Origin of the sequence: Psychrobacter piscatorii (genome assembly GCF_043641605.1) — a bacterium.
Taxonomy (GTDB): Bacteria; Pseudomonadota; Gammaproteobacteria; order Pseudomonadales; family Moraxellaceae; genus Psychrobacter; species Psychrobacter piscatorii_C.
This window is the reverse complement of the sequence record NZ_JBHZRK010000001.1, coordinates 264,785-286,957: the sequence shown is the minus strand read 5'-3', so window position 1 is coordinate 286,957 and position 22,173 is coordinate 264,785. Positions and strand designations below refer to the sequence as shown.

Here is a 22,173-nt window from a genome sequence, read left to right as displayed (position 1 = left end):
TTCATGGTAAAAAACATCTTCTTAGCACTTGGCTTAACTCTGCCTTTGATTGGCTGCGTAACCACGACCTCACCAGTGGCAACAACCAAAAACTACAGCGTCGACAGCGACACTTATCAATCGACTGGCAAAAGCCAGCGCATAAAAACCATCGTCCTACACTATACGGTCTCAGATAATGAACGTTCAATTAAAACACTGACTACGGGCAATGTCAGCGCGCACTATCTGGTCTTGGACAACGACGATGATAAAATCTATAACCTCGTTCCAGAGTCTGAGCGCGCGTGGCATGCAGGCGACGGTGGCTTTTCAGGTAGAACCATCCTCAATGATACGTCTATCGGTATCGAAATCGTCAACGCAGGGATCAAGCCTGAATATCGAGACGCGCTAAAGAATGGCAATATGGATTACCATCCTTATGAGCATTATGTGGCGTTTGATGAATTGCAGATTAAAAAAGTTGCGGAGCTGGTGCAAGATATCGCTAGACGCTATGACATCTCACCAAAAAACATCATCGGTCATGCAGATATGGCACCCTCGCGCAAGATCGACCCGGGTGCAAAATTCCCATGGGAGCAACTGTACAAAGAGTACGGTATCGGCGCTTGGTATAATGAAGCGGACAAGCAAGAAATTATGAGTCGGCGTACCTTGGTCGCGCCAAGCGTGCAGGAGATCAAGCAAGCCTTTCGAAAATACGGCTATCAAATCAATAATAGCGACGAGTGGGACAAGCCCAGCCGTGATGTGATCTATGCGTTTCAATTGCATTTCAGACCGCAGCAGCCAACGGGTAATATGGATAGCGAAACCTATGCGATATTGCAGGCGCTCAATATGAAGTATGCTAGTCGCGATGACTTCTACTAAAATTAGGTATTAGCCATTAATAACCAATAATCCATCCATAACAACAATGAAAAAGGACATATTATGAGCACTCTATTTAGCGTCAATTTGAATAAACTCGCTTTAATCAGAAACTCTCGCGGCACAGATTATCCCAACCTACTGTACTTCGTGAAGAAGCTGATTGATCTGGGTGTCAAAGGCTTTACCGTGCACCCGCGACCTGATGAGCGTCATATCAGATACCAAGATGTCTATGATATCAGTGCGTTTTTAAAAGATTATAAAGACATCGAGTTCAATATCGAGGGCAACCCGAACGAGCAGTTTTTATCTCTGATTCGCGAGGTCAAACCGCATCAATGTACCCTCGTGCCCGACAGCGAAGACCAACTGACCTCCGATCATGGTTTCGATATCATCAAACATAAAGACATGCTCTCAGCGCTGAGTCATGAGCTGCAAGGGTTTGGCACACGCTGCGCGGTATTTATCGATCCTGATATCGAGCAAATCAAAGCCGTCATCGACAGCGACGTGCAAACGATCGAGATGTATACCGAAGAATGGGCGCGCGCCTACAGTAATGGTAAGCGCGATGACAATATTGATTTCGATGAGGTCAAGCAACGCTTTAGCGACTGTATCAATCTCGCCAGTGACAACGGCATTCGCGTCAACGCCGGTCATGATTTGAATTTAGAGAATTTAGCCGAGTTACTCAGTCTTGGTAATATCGCTGAGGTGTCTATCGGTCATGCGTTTACGATTGAATCACTAGAGCAAGGCATGGATAATGTGGTGCGTCAGTATTTAGACATCTGTGCTTAACTCGCATCAATAAGCAAATAATTTGGTCCTATCAAAAACTCCTAAGCAAACGCCAATAATAGTAAAAAAGGAATCATTATGTACCAAGCCTTTCAGAAACATCTACAACAAGAAATAAGCGATATCCGCGACGCAGGTCTGTATAAAAACGAGCGCGTTATCACCTCTCCGCAAGATGCGCTCATCACAATCGCCGACGGCCGTGAAATGCTGAATTTCTGTGCCAATAATTACCTTGGATTGTCTGACCATCCTGAGATTAAAAAGGCGGCTACCGAGGCTATTGAAGACTCAGGTTATGGCATGTCATCGGTACGTTTTATTTGTGGTACGCAAGATTTACATAAGCAATTAGAGGCGGCGATTTCTAAGTTTTTTAATACCGAAGACACGATTCTTTATGCGGCCTGTTTCGATGCCAATGGCGGTGTCTTTGAGCCATTGCTGACCGCTGAGGATGCCATTATTTCTGACTCGTTAAACCATGCCTCAATCATCGATGGTGTGCGCCTGTGTAAAGCGGCGCGTTATCGCTATGCCAATGCAGATATGCAAGATTTAGAGACACAATTGCAAGCAGCGCAAGCACAACGTTTTCGTTTAATTGTCACCGATGCCGTGTTTTCAATGGATGGCAATGTGGCGCCGATGGATGAGATTTATGCGTTGGCACAAAAATACGATGCTATGATCATGATTGACGAGTGTCACTCAGCAGGCGTCGTCGGTCGCACGGGTGGCGGCGTGACTGAATTGTTTGATCTACGCGGTGATATTGAGCTGATCACTGGTACATTAGGCAAGGCATTTGGCGGTGCGATTGGCGGCTTTACCACGGGTAAAAAAGAAATGATTGAGATGTTGCGTCAACGCTCACGCCCATATTTGTTTTCCAACTCCATTCCGCCCATGATCGCAGCCGCTGGGTTGAAAGCGTTTGAGATGCTAGCAGAGGACAATACCCTACAAGACAAACTGCATGAAAATACCGCTTATTTTGTCAAGCAAATGCAAGATGCAGGCTTCGATATCAAGCCCACCGAATCGGCAATTTGCGCGGTGATGCTGTATGACGCTAATGTCTCGCAACAAATGGCAGAGGCACTGCTTGAAGAGGGCATTTATGTGATTGGCTTCTTCTACCCTGTTGTCCCCAAAGACGAGGCTCGCATTCGTGTCCAGCTCTCTGCCGCTCATACTCGCGAGCAGCTAGACCAGTGTATCGCCGCCTTTACCAAAGTCGCCAAGCAAATGAAAGTGATTGATTAAGCGTCGTTCGGTATTTATCTAGATTCAACAATAAAATGCAACACCGTTAAATAAGAGAAAAGTATGAAAGCACTGGTTAAAGCCCATGATAAAAAAGGCATCTGGATGCAAGACGTGCCAGAGCCGACCGTCGGCATCAATGACGTTAAAATTAAAATTAAAAAAACTGCCATTTGTGGGACAGATTTGCACATTTATAAGTGGGATGAGTGGTCACAAAACACCATCAAGACGCCGATGATTATCGGACATGAATACGTCGGTGTCATTAGTGAAATGGGCGATGGTGTCAAGCATCTTGAAGTGGGCGACCGCGTCACAGGCGAAGGCCATATCGCTTGTGGACATTGCCGTAACTGCCGCCGAGGTAAGCTGCATGTGTGCGAAAACACTATAGGCGTGGGCGTTGACCGTGATGGCGCGTTTGCCGAATACTTGGTGATACCTGCCGATAATGTCATCAAACTCGATGAGCGTATCAGCGATGAGATGGCCGCCATTATGGACCCCTTTGGCAACGCCACTCATACCGCCCTTTCATTCCCTGTCCTTGGTGAAGATGTGCTAATCACGGGTGCAGGACTGATTGGGTCAATGGCAACGGCGATTTGCCGCTTCGCAGGAGCACGTAATATTGTGGTCAGCGATATCAGCGATTATCGCTTAGAGCTTGCCAAAAAAATGGGCGCGACGATGACCATCAACCCAGCCAAAGGTGAAACCATCGAAGGCGCCATTGCTGAGCTAAAAATGCACGGTTTTGATATTGGGCTTGAGATGTCAGGCTCGCCTCAAGCTTTTGATTCGATGATTAGTAACATGTATAACGGCTCCAAAATTGCGCTCTTGGGTATTTTGCCTAACACCACCACGGTGGATTGGAGCAAGATTATTTTTAAGGCGCTAACCCTAAAAGGTATTTATGGCCGTGAGATGTGGGAGACGTGGTATCAGATGGAGCAAATGCTGATCAGCGGTATTGATTTGACACCAATCATTACCCATCGCATGCACATTGATGAGTTTCAAAAAGGCTTTGATATCATGGAAAGTGGGCAATGCGGTAAGGTGATTTTAAGCTGGGATTGATTTTAGCGATTCAGTATTTGACGAGTCGTAGTTAGCTTTTACATTGTCGCGACTTTTAAAACGGCGCTGATTTCAGTGCCGTTTTTTTTGGATATTAGAAAATAATAAGAGAGATAAACGATGAGTAATTCCGAACAAGATCATCTGCAAAGATATCTAGAAGAAAAAGATAGTGAAGCGCAGGAAAATAGAAATCTGAAACTCTGTCTGCATTTGATGCTTGCGTGTTAAGAAAAAGTGCTAAGATTCATGAGTTGATTGCTGAAGCTTAGAAAAATAGTAAATAGCGTTTGAAATATAAATAGTTGGATAAAAATAGACCATTTTTTTAAATATAGTTATAGTTGTATAAGAAGATTTTTTTTGTATGATCCTTGCAGGGAATAAGGAAGTTAGAATTAGTAATATCAAAACGCTTATCTATGGAAAGGAAGCTTAAAAAATGCAAATAAGTAAAATAAATATCAAAAACTTTCGAAAATTGGAAGACTGTACTATATCAATTTTTGATAAGACTACTCTATTCGTTGGAGCCAACAACAGCGGTAAAACATCAGCCATGTATTGTCTAATGGCTTTTTTGGGTAATAATGAAAAAAGGTTTAAAGTTACTGACTTTCCCTTAAATAAAATCAATCTTATAGATAATTTTTCTGTTGCTTGGTCTATAGATGAAATTCAAAATTTCTGTCCAACATTAGAGATATCTTTGGACGACATTCAAGATAGTGATCTACCCAAAATCAAACATATAATACCGTCATTGAGCTGGAATAATGAAGAGATTTCAATAAGATTAATTTTTGAACCTAACGACGTTGATATATTGAAACAGAAGTTCAATGAATACGTTGACTCTATCAACTCCTTATTAACTGATGCTGACGACTTACTTTTCCCTAGGAATCTGTGGGGATTCCTCAAAATTGGTAATAATTTAAATACTTTTTTTAGTATTCAAGCATATCTTTTGGACTCAAATACAGCAACCGGAAACTTCAAAAAACTATCTAAATATCCTTTTAATGGAATATTTAAAGTTAGTATTGTACCTGCTCAAAGAGGCTTCGATGATTCTGATGATCAAAGTTCAACCGCGACAAGTTTATCGCAACATTTAGGCTCTTACTACGATAAGCATATAAATCCTAAAACTTCTCCGACTCCTGATGACATAACAGCTCTAAGACAAGTAGAAGAACTTCAATGCAAATTCAGTACTCAACTTAATGAAGACTTTGCAGATTTGATGACGGAGCTGAGCAAGTTAGGCTATCCAAGTAGTCATGGCGATCCTAGCATTACTCTAAAAAGCGAAATAGATACATCATCAATTCTTAAACAGAATACTACTCTATTGTTTAGTACCCAAAATGCTTTGCAGACAGGTCATGAGTTGCCAGAAAGACACAATGGACTGGGATATAGAAATCTCATCTTTATATTCTTTCAATTACTAAAGTTTAGAGACGAATGGTTGAAAAAGAACAAAGCTAAAGATCCAATAAATGAAAATAATATCGTTGAACCTATACATTTAGTTTTGATAGAAGAACCAGAAGCACACTTACATTCTCAGGCTCAGCAAATATTTATTAGGAATTCGTACACAATTTTAGATAGTGGTGCACCAGATGGCTTTACTACGCATTTAATAATTAGCACCCATTCTAGCTATATTGCTCATGAATCAGGTTTTGATACCCTAACATACTTCAAAAGAAAAAAGACTGATGACAACTACCCTTGTTCAGAAACTATTGGTTTATCAAAAGTATTTTCAGAGGGAGACCAAGACGCTAAAAAGACTAAAAAATTCGTTTCACGTTATCTTAGAGTCATGCATTGTGATTTATTTTTTGCAGATGCAATAATAATGGTCGAAGGCTCAGCGGAAAGGATGCTAATACCCCATTTCATTATTGAGAAATACCCTGAGTTAACGTCAAAATACCTTTCTATTTTAGAAGTCGGTGGTGCATATGCTCATAAATTCAAACCTCTGATTGATGCCTTAGGTTTACCAACCTTAGTGATTACTGACTTAGATTCAAAGGACACAAACAATGAGAAAGATAGGCCTAAAAGAGGGAAAAATTATACCTCAAACTGTGATGAGTTAACGCATTGGCTCGAATTAGATAATCGAGATTTAGATAGTGTTTTAGACTTAGATAAAGAAAATAAGGTGGTTAGAAAGTCAAGAATTGCCTATCAAATAGAAATTGATGTCGAATTTGATGAAGGTTCACCACAAAAAGCCATTCCATACACCTTTGAAGACGCACTAGTTTTATCAAACTTTAATTTATTCAAATCTAAGAGCGAAGATTTTATTGGTATGCTCAAAAAAATGTGTGATGCTACACATGCGGACACTCTTGATAACGCCTGCGAAGCAATGTTTAATGCTCTGTCAGGTACAAAGGCTGTTATGGCATTAAATATATTATATGAGGTTGAAATAGAAAAGCTAATTGTACCGAACTACATTGATGAAGGATTAAATTGGTTGGCTAATGAGTTGGCTAATATACCTATTGGAGAACTCAATGAACTTTGAATTAACTGGCGTTGACAGCCAGATTTATGAATACATTGAGTCTAAAAACAGTTTTTTATTATTTGCTGGTGCAGGTTCTGGTAAAACTCGAACACTGGTCAACTTATTGCAACAAATTAAAAAGATGAAAAAAGATGAAATGTTGATAAGAGGTCAAAAAGTAGCAGTTATTACTTATACAAATACAGCATGTGATGAAATACAGCATAGGCTCAAGCATGACTCTTTGTTCACTATTTCAACGATTCATAGTTTCGCTTGGGAGCTAATAAAGCCTTTTACAGAAGATATAAGAAGTTGGAAGACAATTAAATTAATAGAGCAAGTAACTAAACTTGAAGATCAAGTAAACAATGCACGAAATGATACTACTCGAGCTAAACATGAAGCTAATAGACAGAAAAAGCAAACAGAATTAGATGAATTAAATTCGATAAATGATTTTATTTATAGTGCAACCCAACAGCTATTTGGAAAAGGTACGTTAAATCATACTGATGTTATCCAAATATGCGCGCACTTTTTAAATCAACATGAGTTAATGCGTAAGATTGTAGCAAATCAATTCCCCATCATATTCATTGATGAGTGCCAAGATACTCAAAAAGACTTACTACAAGCAATAATTAAAACTCAAGAACAACTACCCGAACAAATTACGATAGGCCTGTTCGGTGACTTGATGCAACGTATATATTCCGATGGCTATACTGATATTATTGAAAATTTGCCAGTTAATTGGAAAACACCTTCAAAAACTGACAACTATCGCTGCCCTAATCGTGTCAGAGAGCTCGTTAATAAAGTCAGAATGCTCACAGATGAATTACAGCAGACTGCACCCACTGATAAAGAACTGAGTAATGGCATTGTTAGACTATTTATAACAGATAGGGAAAGCAGTGATGCAACACAGTTTGAACAATCAGTTAAGAATCAAATGAATGAGATTTGCGATGATGAAAAATGGCAAGATGACATTCGAACTCTTGTGCTTGAGCACAAAATGTTAGCAAAAAGGGCAGGATTTTTAGCTTTTTTTGAACCTCTTAGTAAAAACTCTAATACTAAAGATAGCCTATTGCAGGGAACTGGATCAATTATTAGCTTTTTAAAAGAACAACTTAAACCATTGATTGACGCTATTTCTGAAAGAGATGACTTTACTATAATGCGCATCTTAGAGACTTACTGTCCGCGTATGCAAAATAGTGAATTACTTACTTCAGCTATAATCAGACAAGTTAGCCATAGTCTTGATGAGTTCATTTTAAATCTAGATCTAAATCAACAATCCATTAAAGATATTTTGGTTTTAATAAACCAGAGTGAATTACTTGAAGTCCCAGAAAAACTATTAGCGTGCTTTGATTTAGACAGTAATGAACAGAACACCTCTAACTCACTAAATGCGTGGAAAGAAACTATTGAAGCACCCTATTTAGAATTAATAGAATATCTTAAATACGATAGTAATGAACTAGGGTTTTCTACTCATCAAAGTGTAAAAGGACTAGAATATCCTAGAGTTCTAGCTATCTTAAATGATTCAGAGTCTGGTGGTTTCCTTTTTAAATATGAAAAAATGCTTGGGGCAGTACTATTGTCAGACACTGATAAAAGTAATATAGAGCAAAGTAAAGAGTCAGTCTTAGACAGAACACGACGTCTATTCTACGTTATTTGTAGTCGGGCTAAAGAAAGCTTAGCTATTGTTGTCTATTCGGAAAATCCACAAGCTGTTAAAGACTATGTTGTTTCTGAAAACTGGTTTACTGAAGAAGAGGTTATTCTTAATCAATAAACGATGGTTATTCGGAGGTGCGGTTTAGCCCCGACTGTAGCGGTATCCTGATAGTTTGGGCGAGTTGCGATGGCTAGGTTTTGGGGTGTCGACGCGAAGCAAGCGACGACCCAAACCGTAGCCATCGCCGCGCCTAGACTGGTAGATACAAGTGGAAGGCGGGAAATAGCTCCCCTACCTCTCAAAAATCCAAACCCCAAACACAAAAAAGGTGAGCCGAAGCCCAGCTTTTTTATTATCTAAGATTAATTCAAATTTTCCTAGCGCAACCAAGCGCGCGCGTTACGGAACATACGCATCCACGCGCCGTCCTCGTCCCATTCTTCTGATTTCCAGCTGTGGTTATACGCTTTTAGATTACGCTCAGGATGCGGCATCATGATAGTGACGCGACCGTCGGTGCTACACAGACCCGTGACACCGCCGAGCGAACCGTTTGGATTGAGCGGATAGGTCTCAGTTGGATGACCTTGGCTATCGACATAACGCATGGCGAGCTGACCGTGGTTTGCCATACCGTCGATCTCGGTATTGTCCAGCGTGGCATAGCCTTCACCATGCGCCACCGCGATTGGCAAGATACTGTCTTGCATACCTTTGAACAGGATCGACTTGGTACGCTCAACTTTCACGTTGACGGTACGCGCTTCAAAACGTGCTGATTTGTTAGCGACGAAGCGTGGGAAGTTTTCCGCCCCTGGGATCAGGTCTTTGAGCTGTGCCATCATCTGACAGCCGTTACAGACACCCAAGCTAAAGGTATCAGGACGAGCGAAGAAGCGGACAAACTGCATGCGTAGCTCGTCATGGAACAAGATAGAGTTCGCCCAGCCAGAGCCTGCGCCGAGTACATCACCATAACTAAAGCCACCACAAGCGACCAGACCATCGAAGTCACGTAGGTTGATGCGACCACTGAGTAGATCACTCATGTGGACGTCTACCGCTTCAAAGCCAGCTTGGGTAAAGCCTGCTGCCATTTCTGTCTGACCGTTGACACCTTGCTCGCGCAGGATAGCGACTCTTGGTTGGCTGTTATTAGCATCAGCGCGGCTATTTACATAAGGCGCTTCCACTTTTTGATTCAGATCAAAGTTTGGCGCAGCGATGAGGCCTTTATGGCTCGCGTCGCTAATCAAGTCATACTCTTGCTGTACGCACGCTGGGTTATCACGGCGGCGAGCGATTTGATAGCTGACCTGAGTCCACGCCTGCTGTAATTCAGTACGGCTAAAGCGTAAAGTATCATCGCCCATGAGCGTTGGCGTTTGAATCAGCAGGCTGTCTTCTTCAGAGCTTTGACCAACGAGGCTCAGCATATCAGCAACGTTAAACTCTTCTGCCAACTGCATTAGAGCCGCGACGTTCTCTGGCAATACTTGGATGACCGCACCCAGCTCTTCACTGAACAGCTGACCGAGTAAGTTGTCATCATTCAATGACAGCTTGATACCTTGACGGCTGGTGAACTGCATCTCAGCAATAGTCGCTAGCAGACCGCCATCACCGATATCATGATAGGCACTAATGACGCCTTGCTCGTTACCCGCTTGCACAAAGTTAAAGAAGTCGATCAAGTCGCTTGGCTGCGCAAGATCTGGGCAGTCGTTACCGAGCTGGCTTAGCGTTTGCGCAAGGATTGAGCCGCCTAGACGCAATTTGCCTTTTGACAAGTCAATACGGTAGAACGCGCTGTCGCCATTGATTAGCTCAGGGGTTAGCGTTTTTGCCACGTCAACGACAGGGGCAAACGCAGTGACGACCAAACTCATTGGCGATACGACTGATTTATCAGCGCCCTCTTCATCACTCCAGTTAGCACGCATCGATAGCGAGTCTTTACCGACTGGGATAGCGATACCGAGTGCTGGACATAGCTCTTCGCCGATTGCATGTACCGCATCGAATAGTGCCGCATCTTCTGCATCATCACCACAGGCGGCCATCCAGTTCGCTGACATGGTGATATCAGACAACTGAGCGATACGCGCGCCCGCGATATTAGTAATTGCTTCACCCACTGCCAGACGGGCAGAGGCTTTTGGATTGATCAGCGCAACAGGTGTACGTTCGCCGACACTCATGGCTTCACCAGTCATTGGCTGACCATCTAACGCCACTAAGCCTGACGCCGTCACCGCGCAATCTGATACAGGCACTTGATAGCGACCCACATACTGATCACGCACGACCATACCCGTGATAGAGCGATCGCCAATACTAATCAAGAATGATTTGCTAGCGACGGTTGGGTGACGCAATACATCCGTAATTGATTCGGCTAAATTAACTTCGCCAAGCTCTAATGCTGGCAATGTACTCTCTTGACGATCAAAGCTACGCTGCATTTTTGGTGTACCGCCGAGCAGTACTTGCATCGGCATATCGACTGGTTGCTCGTCCAATAGCTCATCATCAACGATTAGCTGACGGATATCCGTCGCCTCGCCCAAGATAGCATACGGGCAACGCTCACGGGCACAGATGGCGTCAAACTGATCTTTGCTCTCTGGACGAATCGCCAGCACATAACGCTCTTGCGCTTCGTTTGACCAGATCGCCATTGGCGACATGCCAGCTTCTAACGATGGAATCTTACGCAAGTTCAGATGCGCGCCCATTTCATGGTCATTGACCAATTCTGGCATCGCATTAGACAGACCACCAGCTCCTACATCATGTAGTGAGACAATTGGGTTGCCGTCTTTACTGTTATTACTGGCGTCTACATCATCACCAGCTAGCGCCCAGCAGCGATCGATGACTTCTTGGCAACGACGCTCCATCTCAGCATTGTCGCGCTGGACTGAAGCAAAGTCCAAGCCTTCATCAAGCTCGCCACTATCGACCGATGAGGCTGCACCGCCGCCCAGACCGATTTGCATCGCAGGGCCACCAAGGACGATGAGCAAATCGCCTTTTTTAATCGTATTTTTTTCAATCAAGTTGCGTTTGATATTGCCGTAACCACCTGCCAGCATAATTGGCTTGTGATAGCCGCGCATCTCGCTACCGTCTTTTGCCGCAGAGGTATCTAGCTGAAAGCTGCGGAAGTAACCGCATAAGTTAGGACGACCAAACTCGTTTGAGAAGTTGGCACTGCCTAATGGCGCTTCGGTCATAATCTCAAGGCTGGTTGCCATACGATCTGGCGTACCATACGCTTGCGTGCTCAGCTGACCTGACTGCTCCCATTTCTCAGCCAGCTCTGGAATATGCAGATGCGACACGTGGAAGCCTGCTAGACCCGCTTTTGGCTTACCGCCGCGACCTGTTGCACCTTCGTCACGAATCTCACCGCCAGAACCAGTCGCCGCGCCTGAATACGGGGCAATTGCCGTTGGGTGATTGTGTGTCTCAACTTTCATCAAGATATCGATGTCTTCTTGATGGAATCCGTAAGGATGGATTGAATCAGCATCCATCGCGTCCGTTGGGATAGGGTAAAAACGCATACCATCAGACCCAGCCATCACAGCAGCGTTGTCTTTATAGGCTGACAAGATACCTTGTGGGTTCGACTGGTAAGTGTTTTTGATCATTTGGAACAGTGATTTTGGCTGCACTTCCCCATCAACGGTCCACTGAGCATTAAAGATCTTATGACGGCAATGCTCTGAGTTGGCCTGTGCAAACATCATCAGCTCAACGTCAGTTGGATTGCGACCTAATTCATTGACGTACGCATTCATCAGATAATCGATATCTTCGCTGGATAATGCAAAACCGAATTCTGTATTGGCCGACTCTAGCGCTGACTGACCTTGCCCAATCACATCGATATGATTGAGTGAGGCTGGCGCTTGATCGTCAAACAATTTATTCACATCGCTCAAGTCATAAACCAAGCTCTGAGTCATACGGTCAAACAACAACTGCTCAGCGTCTACTGGTAGTTTTTCGCCCGCTTCACCATCGATTGTTAGTGTATAAACAACGACACGCTCAACGCGGTTAATCTCGACCTCACAGTTATTAAAGATATCGATTGCTTTACTTGCCCATGGTGAGATGGTGCCGAAACGTGGCCCAACGATGACTTGACGTTGATTGTCTTGCGGCGCCGCTAACGTTGTTGATGGGTCAACCGCCAGTAGATCTAGCGCTTTTTTATGCTCATCACCAGATAGCTCTCGTGATAACACATAGACTTGCTGAGTACTTATTTGACTAACATTTAGCTCGGTTTTTTGCTGGAACTGACTGATGAGTTGCTGCGTCTGAAAATCGGTAAGAAACGGTTGTCCGGCGATGGTCATCATAAAGGCATAATCCGTAAGATCAAGGCATCTCTGCAATGCTAAGTAAATGGTCTGGGTATTATAACAAGAAGACCTGTAATAAGCAGGTCTAAACCAAGATAAATTGCCGACAAGTTGTCTTCTGTCAGCATCACATATGTGCTAAATGCCAAGTCTAGTCGACCTATTGTTCACTATAGTTTTGCTTCGATACTTCCTAGACCTCATTTCAGACCTCATTATTTTGATGCCTGATATCACAATTTTTACCTAACCCTCATACTCCTTACAAACACTCACATCGCATTACTGGGCACCTATATAAATGTAGAGGCATAACTCGGTATTCTAATTCCAGTTGTTGAGGCGATGTTTTTTAAGAGACGAATTACATCTACCTTGAATAAAAATGATTACTACAAATAATTAACCACCTAATCACTATAAAGAAAAGGAAATCTTCTATGAATAAGCAAGAACAAATCGACAAAATCCAAGACGTTATCAAAGACGTAAAATTTGCGATGTTAAGCACGGTCAATAGTAAAGGTGACGTACATGCCTGGCCAATGACAACCAGCGAAGCGAGTATCGGTGGTAAAGAGATTTGGTTCATCGGTGACAAAACATCAGACGTCGTCAAAGACATCCAGAACAATCAAAAAATTGGCTTGTCTTATGCTTCTAAAGACGAGAAAGATTATGTCTCTGTAAGCGCTAACGCTGAGTTACCAACGGATAAAAACAAATTAGAAGAACTGTGGTCACCAGTCTACAATGCGTTTTTTGAGCATGGTAAAGAAGATCCAAACGTACAGCTAATCAAAGTCGTCCCGCATGGCGTTGAGTGCTGGTTAGGCGGTAGCTCTACCATCAACATGTTCAAAACGGCAGCCGCCGCGCTACAAGATGGCAAAACAGCTGAAGACATCGGCGAGCAGTTTGAAGTATCGCTATAGTTTAGAAGTAACATATAACTCGATTTAGCTCAGATAAGCCTACGGTCAATGAGTCGCCCAAAACGTCAATATACCTCGGTTTATTGGCGTTTTTTATTGCCTTATTTTTGGTAAGGCTATTTTTAAACAGTATTTTTTGATTGATAAATCATCTACTGAATAAAATCACGCAGACAATTACAAACTTTCACAGGGTATTACAGACCAGCTGTATCGTTCTATTAGGTGATATCGCTATATTGATAACTGTTAATAGGCATCATTGACCACCTTATTAGTACTCTAGGTCACACTTACCGAATAATAATTTTTACTCCAAATTTTAAATAGTAAAGGATAACTATGATGAGCAAGCAACAACAAATGGACACCATCCAAGAAATGGTAAAAGACATCAAATACACCATGATGACCACTCGTAATGATGAAAACCATCTACACTCTTGCCCGATGAATACCACTGAAACCAGTATCGGCGCAAAAGAAATTTGGTTTATTGGTCACAGCCCTTGCGAAACCGTGAGCAGTATTGAAAAGAACCCAGAAGTGAACTTGGCCTACGTCAGTGAAGATGGCAAAAAATATCTCTCTATCGCTGGTACAGCCGAGCTGGTTGAAGACGAAGAAAAACTCAATGAGTTGTGGTCGCCTATGTACAATGCGTATTTTGAAAAAGGCAAAGAGGACCCACGCGTTCAGCTAATCAAAGTTACCCCGCATGGCGCTGAGTACTGGGCGAATGGTAATGCCATCACCAGCGCTGTCAAAATGGCGGCGGCGGCAGTCACCGATACTGCCATTGAAAAAAGCTTGGGTGAGAATTTTTCGATAGAGCTGTAATGATTTAGTCGTTAAAACAGTAAGAATAGACAAATAAAAAACGCCAGTCGCATGAGCCACTGGCGTTTTTTTGTGCAGGTTATGATTGTTTGTCTCACTATTAGCCACTTTGCTTTAGGTACGGCCAAGCTGCTTTGAGATAAATCATCATTGACCAAAGTGTCAATATAACAGCAGCGACCATCAGCGCATAACCGATCGTCTCAAGCGACTCCCAGTTCAATAAGAGCACCGTAATAGCCACCATTTGAAACGTCGTTTTTAGCTTACCGACATAGGACACGGCGACGCTGGTGCTTTTGCCCAGCTCTGCCATCCACTCGCGCAATGCGGATACAGCGATCTCACGTGAGATGATGACGATCGCAGCGATTGCCATGATAATATTGGGATGCCACTGCACAAGAACGATCAGTGCAACGGCTACCATTAATTTGTCAGCGACAGGATCCAAAAAACGCCCAAACGCTGACATGACATTTAATTTACGAGCGAAGTACCCATCAAGCCAATCGGTAATCGCCGCAATGATAAAAACACTGGTTAATAATAAATGGCGCAATAGGCTATCGCTAAACTCACTCATCCCCACTCGCGCAATGACATTGTCTGAGATTGCAGGCAAGCCTATACCCATAGCAGGCGGCCAGTAAGCAATTGCAACAAACAACGGAATCATCAAGATACGAGCAATCGTAAGATTATTGGGCAAGTTGAAAATACTTTTGGTATTTTGCGAACTTGACGGCTCCTGCGTATGCAAATGCGTGCTCTCAGTCATGGCAAACCCAGTTTAATATAGACATAATAATGGCAGATAGCTTAGCATTTTTCCGGCAAGCCGTCATGCCATCTCTGCAGCGATTGAGTCACCAAAGGTATCAATATCAGATGTCTCTTGTCATATCGATATAATTTCTTGAAAACATTGAGTGCTTTTATCGAGATTAATAGTAAAAAACGCTAAGACGTTACCATTGATTTAATGGCGTATTACTTACTACTTAAATAGATTACTAGCCAAATAAAAGCTTGATGCATTGATTATACGGTTTAGTATTTTTATAACGTAATATACTGTAACCAAAACAGCCAAATAGCAGTCAGTCGGGTTATGATAGCAACTGTCACAAAACACTTGTACACTTAAATATGTAAGCAAATATATGTACCTATTGTATTGGTTATTATTGCCCTAATAAATAAGTGTATAGAAAGCCAATAACTATAATAAATCACGACCACGGAACTTGTGACCAATCTGCACAGCCCGTTTTCCTCAGCCCACAGCACCTCCTCTGTGGGCCTTTTTTTGCCTTTTTACTGATACGATAGCCTCTCACATGGGATAAAAATTATCTTTACATCTCAGTTATAAATCAGCGATGCTGACAGACCATCGCAGCACCGTTATCTTGTCTTATAGATCGCCTCAACGGTTTGCTGCGCCACCTGATAGCAGCTTTCGATATTGCCGCGTGCGCACCAGTCGCCACTGACAATCCACTGTCTGGTTTCATCGACTAAGATACCTAGCTCTTTAGTATCTGTATCTATTATAGTAGCCGCATAACGCCAACGATGACAATCTGTTTGGCTAGGGGCGCTGTCGTCATTCCAGTTTAAGGCTTGCTGCGCTGCCATTAATAACGCGGCTTTGACTGTCTCCAGATCATCATCGACGTGAGCTTGTGACCAGTCATTACGCGCATGAATGGTGATGCTTGGTAATAGCTCATCATGAGCAGGTTTATGATGTTCAATAAATATTCTATCGAGTACCTCACTATTCAAATAAGCAACATCCCACTGCGGTGCTGTTTGAGAGTTCAATGTTTCAGGTAATTCTTGGGCATTGTCCCAACCTAGCATCAGCGTATAGCAGGCCTGCATCTGCGGCTGGGTGATGTTATCTTGCTGACTAAACCCACTGTCTGCCATCAGCTCTACTGCCTGACCGTTTGGTGCAGTACAAATGACCCAGTCAAACCATCCGAGGCTCTCCCCTGTCTCATCAAATAGCTCAGTTTTTTTATCATTTGAGTGAGTGGCATGCTCATCAAGCGGAGCCACACGCGTTTTAAACACTATATTTGTGTGCTCAAGCCCAGCGGCTAACTCACGTCCCCAACTGGACATTTTTGGTGTGCTGATATAGCGCGCATGTACGGTATCCCATTGCTCTTTGCTTTGAATATCGGGCGCGTGGCCATTATCATTCGCTGGCGTTAACTCGACCACGTTGGCACACCATGGCTGTAGCAGCCCAGTATCTAACCACGGGGCAATAAACTGCTGGAAACTAGCAGTCTTTGCCGTAAAGAACTGTGCGCCAAATGCCCATTGCCAGTTTTTACCTGTATCACTGTCGGTACGATAGCGCGTCGCTAACCGGCCAACACTACGTGACTTTTCAAAGATAGTGATTTGCGGTGTATTGGGTAGTCCATGTGTCTGATTTGAGGCGCGCTCTAGTAGTGTCGCGGTTAGCAGTCCTGTCAGACCACCACCAATGATAGCGATTTTTGGCGAGGATTTATCCGTTGAGAGCAAAGTATGATCAGTCATAATGACAGTAAACCTTATCGAGTATTGATGAGTCGCTACCATTTATAAATGGCAAAACGATCTGTTATACGGCGGGCATTTAATATATCGATAGCTATGTAAATTTGTTATTGATATTGAACCGTTAAAACGCCGCAATATCAATATCGTCTACGTAAAAAAGCCATGCTATTCACGATAACATGGCTTTTGTTCTATTTCGATCGGTAGGCACTAATGTTAGGCAAGTGTTAAAGGTTAGGTTTAAATTACTTCTTCAACAATGCATATCCATTCATCAACCTACTCTCCGCGACTAGCTTTAACCTGTTCGACCAGATCATTAATCACTGAGCTGTCCGCCAACGTGGATAAGTCGCCCAGTCCGACATACTGACCTTCTGCCAGCTTACGCAAGATACGGCGCATAATCTTTCCTGAGCGCGTCTTTGGTAACGCTTCAACCATATAAATGGCATCTAAGGTCGCAATCGGACCAATCTCAGCACGCACGTGACGTTTTAGCTCCGCTTTTAGATCGTCTGTTTTTTCTTCGCCAGACTTTAGAATGATGAAGGCACAGATGCCAGTTCCGCGAATCTCATGCGGCATACCGACAATTGCGGCCTCGGCAGTAGCCGGATGAGCAACCAAGGCGCTCTCAATCTCTGCAGTTCCTAAGCGATGCCCTGAGACGTTCAATACGTCATCCACACGTCCTGTGATCCAATAATGTCCATCTTCATCACGCTGCGCCCCATCACCTGTGAAATAATGACCGGGATAATCGCTAAAATAGGTTTTCAAAAAGCGCGGATGGTCATTGTAGATCGTACGCATTTGCCCAGGCCAACCACTACTGATGACCAAGTTGCCTTCAGCAGCGCCTTCTATGATTGCGCCTTCGGCATTTATGACTTCAGGTTTAATACCATATAGTGGCGTCATCGCGGCGCCCGGCTTAAGATCGACAGTACCTGGGATAGGTGCCATCAAAATACCGCCTGTCTCGGTCTGCCACCACGTATCAACAATAGGACACTTGCCATCACCAACGACGTGATAGTACCAGTCCCATGCTTCTGGATTGATCGGCTCACCGACCGAACCAAGCAAGCGTAGGCTTGAGCGATCCGACTCGCGTACAAAGGCATCACCCTCTTTCATCATCGCTCGAATGGCGGTCGGGGCGGTATATAAAATAGTCACGTCATGCTTGTCGATGATGTGTCCGATACGTGCCCATGTTGGATGCTCTGGTACGCCTTCAAACATAACCGTGGTTGTACCATTCGCAAGCGGTGCATACGTTGAGTAGGTATGACCGGTGATCCAGCCGACATCTGCTGTACACCAATAGACGTCATCTTCTTTGACATCAAAAACGTCACGGAAGGTAGACAAGGCATAAGTAATATAACCCCCTGTTGTATGCACGACGCCTTTGGGTTTGCCTGTTGAGCCAGAGGTATATAGTAAGAATAATGGATCTTCGGCATTCATCACTTCAGGCTCACAGATCTCTGATTGCCCATCAACGAGATTGTGATACCAGACATCGCGGCGACCACTCATTGGGATAGAGTTACCTGTGCGGTGAACGACGATGACTTTTTCGACACTGTCAGTTCCATCCATCTCTAGTGCATGATCGACATTGGCTTTGAGCGGTGTATGTTTGCCACCACGTAAACCTTCATCAGCCGTAATAACGACTTTTGAGCGGCTGTCTATCAAGCGGTTGCCTAGACTCTCGGCAGAAAATCCACCAAATACCACAGAATGCACCGCGCCAATACGTGCACAGGCCAGCATCGACACCATGGCTTCTGGTATCATCGGCATATATAACGTGACACGATCGCCTTTGCCAACGCCAAGCTTGCGTAGCGAATTGCCCAGACGACAAACGGCTTCATGTAATTCTTTAAAAGAAATAATCTTGTGTAATGAAGGGTGATCCCCTTCCCAGATAATGGCAGGCTTATAGGGATTGTCTTCAAGATGGCGATCTAGACAGTTTACTGAGATATTCAGCTCACCATCTTCAAACCATTTAATATTAAAATTGTCTAAGTCATAATTGACATTACTGACTTTAGTCGGTTTCTTTATCCAATCGATCAGCTCAGCACGCTTCGCCCAAAACGCATCATTTGCTTCGGTTGATTCGATAGATTGGTTGTAGTCTTCGAGATACTTTTCAGGGGTGGTATTGGCAGCAGCCATAAACTCGGCTGAGATTGGAAATGATTTCTGGGTCATAGTATTGGTCCTTTTTAATTATTATGACCTATACAGATAATCGTCTATAACGACTACCTATGTAGGCAATAAGAGTCATCTTCCATAATGCGTGACACTCAGCGATAGTTTGACAAATAAGCGTGTCGGTTGCAAGGCATCAACAGCCAATCATAACAATTTCGCTGTACATCTGTATACTTGGTGATTGATAGGAGCGGTTATTGGCAAGAATTATTGCAACATCGCAATCAAGAGTGCTGTTGATATGCAGATGTCACATCACAGCTCATCGGATATCACATTTAATCCTTGTAACCTCAAATGAAATATGGACAATAGCTACCCTACCGATACTGCTTTAGACAACACCGCCGATCTGTATTATTAACACATACGATTGGTTTTGTTATCACCTTTTTTAAAATTATTGTTTTACGAGACCGCAATGACTAATCACCGCAATGCACAACCCTCTACTCACTATGACGTCATCATCGTCGGCGCTGGCGCTTCAGGATTGTATTGTGCGCTTACCGCAGGTCGCCGTGGTCGTCGCGTTTTGGTCATCGACCACGCCAATAAAGCGGGCAAAAAGATTTTGATGTCCGGTGGTGGTCGTTGTAATTTTACCAATTACTTCGTCGAGCCTGAGCATTTCATCGGTGCCAATCCTCACTTTTGTAAGTCGGCACTGAGTCGTTACCCAAGCTGGGAATTTATCGGCATGGTAGAGGCGCATCAGATTCCCTACCATGAGCGTGAACACGGTCAGCTATTTTGTGATGATTCTGCCCAAGATATCCTCACTATGCTGCTTGATGAATGTACGGCTGTCGGTGTGCAAGTCAAGCTCAACACCCAGATCAATCATGTACAGACGACCGACCATGATAAAGCCAAACGGTTTGAGCTAATGACCAGCAAAAAACTTGGCAAAAAAGAGTTCGCCAGCGAGAGTCAATCTTCACAGACGCGCTATAGCTGTGAGTCGCTAGTCGTGGCAACTGGTGGTCTGTCTATTCCAACGATGGGCGCAAGCGGCATCGGCTATGAGCTAGCGCAGCAGTTTGGGCATACACTGATACCAACCGATGCCAGTCTCGTACCATTTACCTTCACGGACAAAATAGGCGAGCTGATTCGTAATTTAGCGGGTATCAGCCTGCCAGTCATTGCCAGTAACGAGCGTATCTCTTTTAAACTGCCTGTACTGTTTACCCATCGCGGGCTCTCTGGCCCTGCCATGCTACAGCTATCGAACTATTGGCAAAGTGGTGAGACGATCAGCATTAACCTACTGCCCGACGTAGATGTCACCGAGATTTTGCTCGCCCGCAAAAAGTCACACCCACGCCAACTGATCCGTACTGTATTGGCAGAAAACACAGACAATGCACTACCCAAAAAACTATTGGCAGCACTACAAACCCAGCTGTGGGACGATATCAAAGATACCGAGCTTGCTAATATCAAAGATGAGCGACTCACAGAGCTTGGCGCTACCCTCAACGGCTGGCAGCTTAAGCCCTCTGGTACTGAAGGCTACCGTACGGCGGAGGTCACACGCGGCGGAGTAAAAACTGACGAAGTATCCTCAAAAACCATGCAAAGCAATTTGCAAGAGGGCTTGTACTTCATCGGCGAGGTACTTGATGTGACAGGCTGGCTTGGCGGCTATAATTTTCAGTGGGCATGGGCCAGTGGTTTTGTTAGTGGCGAGGTCGTTTAAGAAGCAGGCGCATTTGATAGCATAAAATAAACACGACATAAGTTCATTTTACTATAGAATTATAGTATAATATTCACTTACTGTTATTTATGCTAGATAGAATTGCGAGGTACTCGATGCGCCCAATCAAACAGATTCATGGTGATAAAGCACCACATTGGGTCGGTGACGGATTTTTTGTGAAAACACTGATCAATTATGTCGATGACCAACCAGACTTCAATTACAGTCATACCGATCCATTTTTATTATTTGATTATGGTGAGCCGACGACGTTTGCACCAAATCCTGATTATCAGACGCAGCCACATGGCATTGGCAAACACCCTCATAAAGGTTTTGAGACCGTCACCCTCGCGTACTCAGGTGAGATCAGTCATGCTGACTCAATCGGTGGGCGTGGGGATATTTTGGAAGGCGATGTACAATGGATGACCGCTGGGAGCGGCATTCTACACGAAGAGTTTCATTCAGAAAGCTTTGGGCAGCGCGGTGGTGTGTTTAGTATGGTGCAAATGTGGGTCAATCTGCCGCGTGCTCATAAGCTGACTGATCCTAAATATCAATTTATCAAACGTGGTGAGATGCCTATCATAGAATTGATGGACAATCGCGGTGACGACTCTCAAGACACTGTTGCTCAAAATACTGTTGCTCAAAATACTGACAAACAAACGGTCATCGGTCAAGTTGCCATCATTGCAGGTGACTGGCATGGCGTCACAGGTAGTGCGGTGACCTTTACGCCAGTCAACCTATGGGATATCGCGCTACATACCGCAGGTACGACAACGCTACAAGTACCATGCACGCACAATACTTTATTGCTTGTACAAGAAGGTCAAATACTGGTCAATGGCACCTCTGTTGATGCAGGTAATCTGATTCAATTTGCAGCACCGATTAAACCATCTATAGACTCTCAACCTGTACCTCTATCTGATGCTGCTACCGATACTATTGAGCTCACCTATTCTACCGATGAGGATGAACACACTCCGGCCAAGCTACTGCTGCTAAGTGGAGAGCCTATTGGTGAACCAGTCGCAGGACATGGCCCTTTCGTTATGAATACCCAAGATGAGCTACGACAAACTTTTCGTGATTACCAAACAGGGAAGTTTGGTTATTAATCAAAATGACTGCGTAAAAAAACCCTCTAACTATCAATAGTCAGAAGGCTTTTATGAAGCATA

Annotated in this window: 15 protein-coding genes; 11 read left to right on the top strand and 4 right to left on the bottom strand. The window is 43.8% G+C overall.

Going from position 1 to position 22,173, the window contains the following annotated elements; all coding sequences use genetic code 11:
• Positions 1–3 precede the first annotated feature (3 nt).
• From ACHUET_RS01260 to ACHUET_RS01230, 7 genes are all read left to right on the top strand, one after another.
• Entirely contained in the window at positions 4–879 is an 876-nt protein-coding gene (locus ACHUET_RS01260) for an N-acetylmuramoyl-L-alanine amidase (protein WP_394209996.1), read from the top strand.
• Between the two features lie 63 nt (positions 880–942).
• On the top strand, positions 943–1,689 hold the full coding sequence (locus ACHUET_RS01255; RefSeq protein ID WP_394209995.1) for a pyridoxine 5'-phosphate synthase: 747 nt from the start codon (positions 943–945) through the stop codon (positions 1,687–1,689).
• A 78-nt stretch (positions 1,690–1,767) separates the two neighbouring features.
• The gene (kbl, locus tag ACHUET_RS01250; RefSeq protein WP_394209993.1) at positions 1,768–2,958 is read left to right on the top strand and encodes a glycine C-acetyltransferase; all 1,191 of its coding nucleotides are present in this window, start codon (positions 1,768–1,770) and stop codon (positions 2,956–2,958) included.
• Between the two features lie 63 nt (positions 2,959–3,021).
• The gene (gene tdh / locus ACHUET_RS01245; protein ID WP_394209991.1) at positions 3,022–4,047 is read left to right on the top strand and encodes an L-threonine 3-dehydrogenase; all 1,026 of its coding nucleotides are present in this window, start codon (positions 3,022–3,024) and stop codon (positions 4,045–4,047) included.
• A 442-nt stretch (positions 4,048–4,489) separates the two neighbouring features.
• Positions 4,490–6,610, top strand: a complete 2,121-nt coding sequence (locus ACHUET_RS01240) for an ATP-dependent nuclease (RefSeq protein WP_394209989.1) — start codon at positions 4,490–4,492, stop codon at positions 6,608–6,610.
• Complete coding sequence (locus tag ACHUET_RS01235) at positions 6,600–8,414, top strand: UvrD-helicase domain-containing protein (RefSeq protein WP_394209987.1); 1,815 nt, start codon at positions 6,600–6,602, stop codon at positions 8,412–8,414. The genes ACHUET_RS01240 and ACHUET_RS01235 overlap by 11 nt, the downstream gene beginning before the upstream one ends.
• Positions 8,415–8,483: 69 nt before the next feature.
• Positions 8,484–8,657: a hypothetical protein gene (locus tag ACHUET_RS01230; RefSeq protein WP_394209985.1), complete on the top strand. Its 174-nt coding sequence runs from the start codon at positions 8,484–8,486 to the stop codon at positions 8,655–8,657.
• 17 nt (positions 8,658–8,674) lie between these two features.
• On the opposite strand, the gene purL is transcribed toward ACHUET_RS01230, so the two are convergent.
• Entirely contained in the window at positions 8,675–12,676 is a 4,002-nt protein-coding gene (gene purL / locus ACHUET_RS01225) for a phosphoribosylformylglycinamidine synthase (RefSeq protein WP_394209983.1), read from the bottom strand.
• A 443-nt stretch (positions 12,677–13,119) separates the two neighbouring features.
• Here purL and ACHUET_RS01220 point away from each other — a divergent pair, with 443 nt between their 5' ends.
• Together ACHUET_RS01220 and ACHUET_RS01215 are read left to right on the top strand one after the other, a co-directional pair.
• Positions 13,120–13,614, top strand: a complete 495-nt coding sequence (locus tag ACHUET_RS01220) for a pyridoxamine 5'-phosphate oxidase family protein (RefSeq protein WP_394209982.1) — start codon at positions 13,120–13,122, stop codon at positions 13,612–13,614.
• A 342-nt stretch (positions 13,615–13,956) separates the two neighbouring features.
• Positions 13,957–14,454, top strand: coding sequence for a pyridoxamine 5'-phosphate oxidase family protein (locus ACHUET_RS01215; RefSeq protein ID WP_343828834.1), 498 nt, complete (start codon positions 13,957–13,959; stop codon positions 14,452–14,454).
• A 100-nt stretch (positions 14,455–14,554) separates the two neighbouring features.
• Here the strand turns inward: ACHUET_RS01215 and pgsA are convergent, their stop codons facing one another.
• The 3 genes from pgsA to acs all read right to left on the bottom strand — a co-directional run bounded on the left by pgsA (position 14,555) and on the right by acs (position 19,266).
• Positions 14,555–15,235 (bottom strand): CDP-diacylglycerol--glycerol-3-phosphate 3-phosphatidyltransferase, encoded by a 681-nt coding sequence (gene pgsA / locus ACHUET_RS01210; protein ID WP_201601155.1) that lies wholly within the window; start codon positions 15,233–15,235, stop codon positions 14,555–14,557.
• 629 nt (positions 15,236–15,864) lie between these two features.
• Positions 15,865–17,022 carry an NAD(P)/FAD-dependent oxidoreductase gene (locus ACHUET_RS01205; protein ID WP_394209979.1) on the bottom strand — a complete coding sequence of 386 codons (1,158 nt, stop codon included), beginning with the start codon at positions 17,020–17,022 and terminating at the stop codon, positions 15,865–15,867.
• A 282-nt stretch (positions 17,023–17,304) separates the two neighbouring features.
• Positions 17,305–19,266 (bottom strand): acetate--CoA ligase, encoded by a 1,962-nt coding sequence (acs, locus tag ACHUET_RS01200; protein WP_394209978.1) that lies wholly within the window; start codon positions 19,264–19,266, stop codon positions 17,305–17,307.
• A 427-nt stretch (positions 19,267–19,693) separates the two neighbouring features.
• Here acs and ACHUET_RS01195 point away from each other — a divergent pair, with 427 nt between their 5' ends.
• Together ACHUET_RS01195 and ACHUET_RS01190 are read left to right on the top strand one after the other, a co-directional pair.
• Positions 19,694–20,977 (top strand): BaiN/RdsA family NAD(P)/FAD-dependent oxidoreductase, encoded by a 1,284-nt coding sequence (locus ACHUET_RS01195; protein WP_394209976.1) that lies wholly within the window; start codon positions 19,694–19,696, stop codon positions 20,975–20,977.
• Positions 20,978–21,093: 116 nt separating this feature from the next.
• Positions 21,094–22,110 (top strand): pirin family protein, encoded by a 1,017-nt coding sequence (locus ACHUET_RS01190; RefSeq protein ID WP_394209975.1) that lies wholly within the window; start codon positions 21,094–21,096, stop codon positions 22,108–22,110.
• The last annotated feature ends 63 nt before the right edge of the window (positions 22,111–22,173 follow it).